7 protein-coding genes are annotated in these 5,882 nt (G+C 73.4%); 4 read left to right on the top strand and 3 right to left on the bottom strand.

The window, feature by feature from the left end:
• The 4 genes from GT030_RS17910 to GT030_RS17895 all read left to right on the top strand — a co-directional run.
• Nucleotides 1-510 (top strand): flavodoxin-dependent (E)-4-hydroxy-3-methylbut-2-enyl-diphosphate synthase (locus GT030_RS17910; protein ID WP_161201948.1); only part of this gene is annotated, 510 nt, incomplete at its 5' end.
• 194 nt (nucleotides 511-704) lie between these two features.
• Nucleotides 705-1,553 carry a GNAT family N-acetyltransferase gene (locus tag GT030_RS17905; RefSeq protein ID WP_161201947.1) on the top strand — a complete coding sequence of 283 codons (849 nt, stop codon included), beginning with the start codon at nucleotides 705-707 and terminating at the stop codon, nucleotides 1,551-1,553.
• Nucleotides 1,554-1,587: 34 nt separating this feature from the next.
• Nucleotides 1,588-2,118 carry a GNAT family N-acetyltransferase gene (locus GT030_RS17900; protein ID WP_161201946.1) on the top strand — a complete coding sequence of 177 codons (531 nt, stop codon included), beginning with the start codon at nucleotides 1,588-1,590 and terminating at the stop codon, nucleotides 2,116-2,118.
• Between the two features lie 75 nt (nucleotides 2,119-2,193).
• Nucleotides 2,194-3,897 (top strand): proline--tRNA ligase, encoded by a 1,704-nt coding sequence (locus GT030_RS17895; RefSeq protein WP_161201945.1) that lies wholly within the window; start codon nucleotides 2,194-2,196, stop codon nucleotides 3,895-3,897.
• A gap of 55 nt (nucleotides 3,898-3,952) precedes the next feature.
• Here GT030_RS17895 and GT030_RS17890 read toward each other — a convergent pair whose 3' ends face one another.
• From GT030_RS17890 to GT030_RS17880, 3 genes are all read right to left on the bottom strand, one after another.
• Nucleotides 3,953-4,870: an aminoglycoside phosphotransferase family protein gene (locus tag GT030_RS17890; RefSeq protein ID WP_161201944.1), complete on the bottom strand. Its 918-nt coding sequence runs from the start codon at nucleotides 4,868-4,870 to the stop codon at nucleotides 3,953-3,955.
• A 141-nt stretch (nucleotides 4,871-5,011) separates the two neighbouring features.
• Nucleotides 5,012-5,512, bottom strand: a complete 501-nt coding sequence (locus GT030_RS17885) for a ferritin-like domain-containing protein (protein ID WP_161201943.1) — start codon at nucleotides 5,510-5,512, stop codon at nucleotides 5,012-5,014.
• Nucleotides 5,509-5,882: hypothetical protein (locus GT030_RS17880; RefSeq protein WP_161201942.1), on the bottom strand; the 374-nt coding region annotated here is incomplete at its 5' end. The genes GT030_RS17885 and GT030_RS17880, both read right to left, overlap by 4 nt.

Genomic DNA, 5,882 nt, shown 5'->3' with positions numbered 1-5,882 from the left:
GTGACGGAGGCGGGCCCGGCGTTCCAGGGCACGATCAAGTCCGCGGTCGCCTTCGGTGCCCTGCTCTCCGAGGGCATCGGCGACACCATCCGCGTCTCCCTGTCGGCGCCGCCGGCGGAGGAGGTCAAGGTGGGTCTGCAGATCCTGGAGTCGCTGAACCTCAAGCAGCGCGGCCTGGAGATCGTCTCCTGCCCGTCCTGCGGCCGCGCCCAGGTCGATGTCTACAAGCTGGCCGAGGAAGTGACCGCGGGCCTGACCGGGATGGAGGTCCCGCTGCGGGTGGCGGTCATGGGCTGCGTGGTGAACGGCCCCGGTGAGGCTCGTGAGGCGGACCTCGGCGTGGCCTCGGGCAACGGCAAGGGCCAGATCTTCGTGAAGGGCGAGGTCATCAAGACCGTCCCGGAGTCGAAGATCGTGGAGACCCTCATCGAGGAAGCCATGAAGCTCGCCGAGCAGATGGAAGCGGACGGCATCACGTCGGGCGAGCCGACGGTAGCGGTAGCGGGCTGAGAACCTTCTCCGCGGTATGGAGGGGGGCAGGCCGCAGGCCACCCTCCTCCAGGGGTGCGGGGAACCGCGTGACCAGCCGCGACGCACCCGCACCCGCCAACGGTCACAGCGCACCCGAACTGAAGACGCACCCCCAAAGCAGCGCAGCTATAGTGCGGGGACCACAGCAGAACCCCCAGGGTGAGGCCCCGCACGTGTTGACCCAGACCACCTCACGGGTGCTCGAACCGAGCGACCTCGACGCAGCGCTCGCGGTCCTCGACCGTGAGCCCGTCGCCAACGCCTTCGTGACCGCCCGCGTCCAGGTGGCCGGCCTCGACCCCTGGCGCCTCGGCGGCGAGATGTGGGGCTGGTACGAGGACGGCATGCTCACGTCCCTCTGCTACGCGGGCGCCAACCTCGTCCCCGTCTGCGCCACCCCCCGCGCCGTCCGGGCCTTCGCCGACCGGGCCCGCCGGGCCGGCCGCCGCTGTTCCTCCATCGTCGGTCCCGCCGGACCCACCTCCGAGCTGTGGCGCCTGCTGGAACCGCACTGGGGCCCCGCCCGCGAGGTCCGCGCCCGCCAGCCCCTCATGGTCACCGACCGCATGCCCGAGGACATCCAGCCCGACCCCTATGTCCGGCGCGTCCGCAAAGACGAGATGGACACGATCATGCCCGCGTGCGTGGCCATGTTCACCGAGGAGGTCGGCGTCTCCCCGACGGCAGGCGACGGCGGACTGCTCTACCAGGCCCGCGTCGCCGAACTCGTCGGCTCCGGCCGCTCCTTCGCCCGCCTCGACAGCAGCGGCAACGTGGTCTTCAAGGCCGAGATCGGCGCCGCCACCGCCCAGGCGTGCCAGATCCAGGGCGTCTGGGTGGCCCCCGAGTACCGGGGCAAGGGCCTCGCCGCCCCCGGCATGGCCGCCGTGCTGCGCTACGCCCTCGCCGACATAGCGCCGATCGCCAGCCTCTACGTCAACGACTTCAACACCGCCGCCCGCGCCACCTACCGCAGGGTGGGGTTCCAGGAGGTCGGCGAGTTCATGAGCATCCTCTTCTGACGGGCGCACCGGGCCACCCCTGTACGCTCGCCGCATGGACCTCGTGATCGGCACCCTGGACCTCGAAGCCCACGTCGACGAGGCCCTCGCCGTCCAGGCCCTCGCCTTCGGCCTCGGTCCCGACGAGATCGCCGTACGCCGCCAGATCGTCCAGCGCCACATGCGCATGCCCGGTGCCCGCGCACTCGGCGCCACCCGCCGGGGCGCGCTGATCGGCTTCGTCTACGGGATGCCCAACTCCCGCGCTCACTGGTGGTCCACCATCGTGGAGCCCTACCTGCGCGCCGAGGGCAACGAGGGCTGGCTCGACGACTCCTTCGTCATCACCGAGCTGCACGTCCACCCCGGCCACCAGAACCGGGGCATCGGCCGCCGCCTGATCACCCGCATCACCGACAGCGCCGCCGAACCCCGCTCGATCCTCTCCGCCATCGACACCGACAGCCCCGCCCGCGGCCTGTACCACTCGCTCGGCTACACCGACCTCGCCCGCCAGGTCCACTTCCCGAGCGCTCCCAAGCCGTACGCCGTCATGGGCGCCCCCCTCCCGCTGCGCCGTCGCTAACCGATTTCCGCCCGTGCGGGCGGCCCGGCTAACCTCCTAGCCATCACCTACATTTCCGGCAGGAGTACGAGAAAAATGGCGAACGTACCGGTCCAGCGCATGTCCAAGTTGTTGGCGAAGACGCTGCGCGACGACCCGGCGGACGCCGAGGTCCTCAGCCACAAGCTCCTCGTCCGCGCCGGTTACGTCCGCCGCACCGCCGCCGGCATCTGGTCCTGGCTGCCGCTGGGCACCAAGGTCCTCGCCAACGTCGAGCGGATCGTGCGCGAGGAGATGGACGCCATCGGCGCCCAGGAGGTCGTCCTCCCCGTCCTGCTGCCGCGCGAGCCCTACGAGGCCACCGGCCGCTGGGACGAGTACGGCGCCGAGCTGTTCCGCCTCCAGGACCGCAAGGGCGGCGACTACCTCCTCGGCCCCACCCACGAGGAGATCTTCACCCTCCTGGTGAAGGACCAGGCGTCCTCCTACAAGGACCTGCCGGTGATCCTGTACCAGATCCAGTCCAAGTTCCGGGACGAGGCGCGCCCCCGCGCGGGCATCCTGCGCGGCCGTGAGTTCCTGATGAAGGACTCGTACTCCTTCGACACCGAGGACGAGGGCCTGGCCTCCTCCTACGCCCTGCACCGCGCCGCCTACCAGCGGATCTACGAGCGCCTCGGCCTCGACTACCGCATCTGCGCGGCCACCGCGGGCGCCATGGGCGGCTCCCGGTCCGAGGAGTTCCTCGCCCCGGCCGAGGCCGGCGAGGACACCTTCGCCGACTGCCCCAACTGCGACTTCGCCGCCAACACCGAGGCCGTGTACTACGACCTGGTCGCCGTCGACGGCTCGGCCGTGCCCGCGCTGGAGGAGATCCCCACCCCGGACACCCCGACCATCGAGACCCTCGCCGCCTCCCTCGGCGTCCCCGCCTCCGCCACCCTGAAGAACCTGCTGGTCAAGGTGGACGGCGAGATCGTCGCCGTGGGCGTGCCCGGTGACCGCGAGGTCGACCTGGACAAGGTCGAGGCGCACTTCGCCCCGGCCGCCGTCGAGCTGGTCACCGCCGAGGACTTCGTCGGCCGCCCCGACCTGGTGCGCGGCTACGTCGGCCCGCAGGGCCTGGGCGAGAAGGTCAAGTACATCGCCGACCCCCGCGTGGCCCCCGGCACCGACTGGATCACCGGCGCCAACAAGGAGCACACGCACGCCAAGAACGTCGTCGCGGGCCGTGACTTCGAGGTCGACGAGTACGTGGACGTCGTCGTGGTCCAGGAGGGCGACCCCTGCCCCAAGTGCGGCGCCGGGCTGAAGCTGGACCGGGCCATCGAGATCGGCCACATCTTCCAGCTCGGCCGCAAGTACGCCGACGCCCTCAAGCTCGACGTGCTCGGCCAGAACGGCAAGCCCGTCCGCGTCACCATGGGCTCCTACGGCATCGGCGTCTCCCGCGCCGTCGCCGCCCTCGCCGAGCAGACCGCCGACGAGCACGGCCTGTGCTGGCCCAAGGAGGTCGCCCCGGCCGACGTCCACGTGGTCGCCGCGGGCAAGGCGCTCCAGACCGAGCTGGCCCTCGACGTCGCCGAGAAGCTGTCCGCCGCGGGCGTCCGCGTCCTGGTCGACGACCGGGCCGGGGTGTCGCCGGGCGTGAAGTTCACCGACGCCGAGCTGATCGGCGTGCCCCAGATCCTGGTCGCCGGGCGCCGCTCCGCCGAGGGTGTGCTGGAGCTGAAGGACCGCAAGACCGGCGAGCGCGAGGAGCTGACGGTCGAGGAGGCCATCGCCCGCCTCACCGCCTGAGCGGATGCGTGAGAAGGCCCGGCCGCGTGGTGCGGCCGGGCCTTCTCACGCGTCGCTACAGCCAGGTGGCGAACTCCAGCAGCAGGTCCGCGTCCTGCTCCCGGCCCACCCGGCGGGCCCGTACCCCGGACTCCACGGCCCGGAACAGCGTCCAGCCGCGCAGCCGCTCCTGGTCCACCTCCAGCGACTCCGCGAGCCGCTTGATCCGGCGCCTGGTCACCGACGCGCCGGACGACACCGCGATCAGGTCCTCCACCCGGTCCCGCACCAGCCGCGCCAGGTCGAACGCGGACTCGCCGACCACCGGGTCCGGGCCCACCGCCAGCCACGGCAGCCGCTCCCCGCCGAGCACCTTGCTCTGCCGGAACGTGCCGTGCAGCAGCCGGTGGTCCGGCGCCCCGGCCAGCAGTTCCTCGCGCACCGCAAGCGCCGCGTCCACGAGGGGCGCCGAGTCGGGGTCCGTCAGGGCGCTCGCGGCCATCGCCTCGGCCTGCCGTCCCGTACGCTCGGCCACCGTCTCGAACCGGTGCGCGCCCTCGCCGGCCGGCGGGTCCACCCACAGGCGGCGCAGCGTCCCGGCCGCCTCCAGCAGCGCCTTGGCCTCCGGCAGCGAGCGCACCGACACGTCCGGGTGCAGCCGCTCCAGCAGCAGCGCACCCTCCGCCACGTCCTCGGGCCCGCCGTCCAGGAGCTGTACGGCACCCAGGCCGCCCCAGTGCGCCAGCGCGGCCCGCTCGCTCTCCGGCCGCGCCCGCGCGGGCGCCAGCTTCAGCACGGCGGGGCTGCCGTCCGCGCGCCGTACGAGCAGCACCAGGCTGCTCCGGCCGCCCGGCACCTGCACCCGGTCCACGGTCAACTCGCGTCCGGCGACGGCACGTTCGGCCGCCTCGGGCAGTCCCGCCAGCCAGTCGTCACCGGGCGGCGCGGTCTCCCGGCTCGCCCGGACCAGTCGCCGGGGCGGTTCCAAAGCCATGCGCGAGTCGTTCCCCTTCTCCTGCGTCTGCCTGCTGTTCCCTGCGGCACCCCCACAACCGAAGGCCCAGGGAAGGCTACGCCTTCCACGTACCCCCTCAGAGCCGCCGGTCCGGCCGGGGGCCATGGCCGGGGCGCCCGCTCAGGCCGTGGGGGACCCGGAAGGGGTGGTGTCCGCCGCGCCGGCCCGGCCCGTGGTGTCCTCGGTGCGTTCCGCGAGGCCAGGGAAGGCAGGGGCCTGGCCCGACCAGCGGGCCGCGCGTACCGCGGCCTCGCGCAGGGACGCGGCAGCGGTGGTGCGGCGGGGGCCGCTGGTGGCGCGGACCAGGTCGGCGTAGACCCCGGCGAGACGTTCCTCCAGCTCCGCGGCGAGGCGCAGCGCGGCCGAGGAGTCCGCCACCGAGAAGGGCAGCGCGTAGGCGGGGCTCGCCGCCACCGGCTCCCCGCCCAGATCGCGGACCGAGCGGGCCAGGGTGTCGCGGGCCGCGCGGTGGGCGTCGTACGCGGAGCGGGCCTCGCCCTGCCGGGGCGTGCCGATCCGGCCGCCGACGACCCCGTAGCCGTACACCGCCGCGTGCTCCGCCGCCAACGCGGCCTGCAGGGCGGTCAGTTCGGCCTGCTTCGTCTTCTGGCCGCCGCTCACTTCGCCGCCTCCGTCAGCAGATAGGCGTGCGCGGACCCGGCCGCCGACACCGATGCCATCAGCCGGGCCAGCTCGCCCGGCACCTCCAGCAGCGCCGCCGCGCGCCGGTCCGCCACGGTCCGCTCGGCGGACGCCAGCGAGGTCAGCGCCTCCTTGCGGTCGGCGGAGGCGGTGGGCACCGGCGAGGGCGATGTCCGCGCCTTCGCGCCCTTCGCGTCTTTCTGTGCCTTGCCGGCCTTGTCGTCGGGGGTGCCGCCGAAGGCGTCCCGGTGCGCGGCCACCGCGGCCCGCAGCGGGGACAGCCGGTCGGCGAGCGCCGGGTGCGCGTCCAGCACCGCGTCGTAGCGCGCCAGCAGATCGGCGCTGTCCC

Source organism: Streptomyces sp. SID1328 (genome assembly GCF_009865595.1).
Taxonomy (GTDB): Bacteria; Actinomycetota; Actinomycetes; order Streptomycetales; family Streptomycetaceae; genus Streptomyces; species Streptomyces griseoluteus.
The sequence above is the reverse complement of the archived record's forward strand: the minus strand, read 5'-3'. Positions and strand labels throughout refer to the sequence as shown.

Coding starts and splice junctions, on each gene's coding strand:
- GT030_RS17895 (WP_161201945.1), top strand. CDS start 2,194: ATGGCGAACGTACCGGTCCAGCGCATGTCCAAGTTGTTGGCGAAGACG.
- GT030_RS17900 (WP_161201946.1), top strand. CDS start 1,588: ATGGACCTCGTGATCGGCACCCTGGACCTCGAAGCCCACGTCGACGAG.
- GT030_RS17890 (WP_161201944.1), bottom strand. CDS start 4,870: ATGGCTTTGGAACCGCCCCGGCGACTGGTCCGGGCGAGCCGGGAGACC.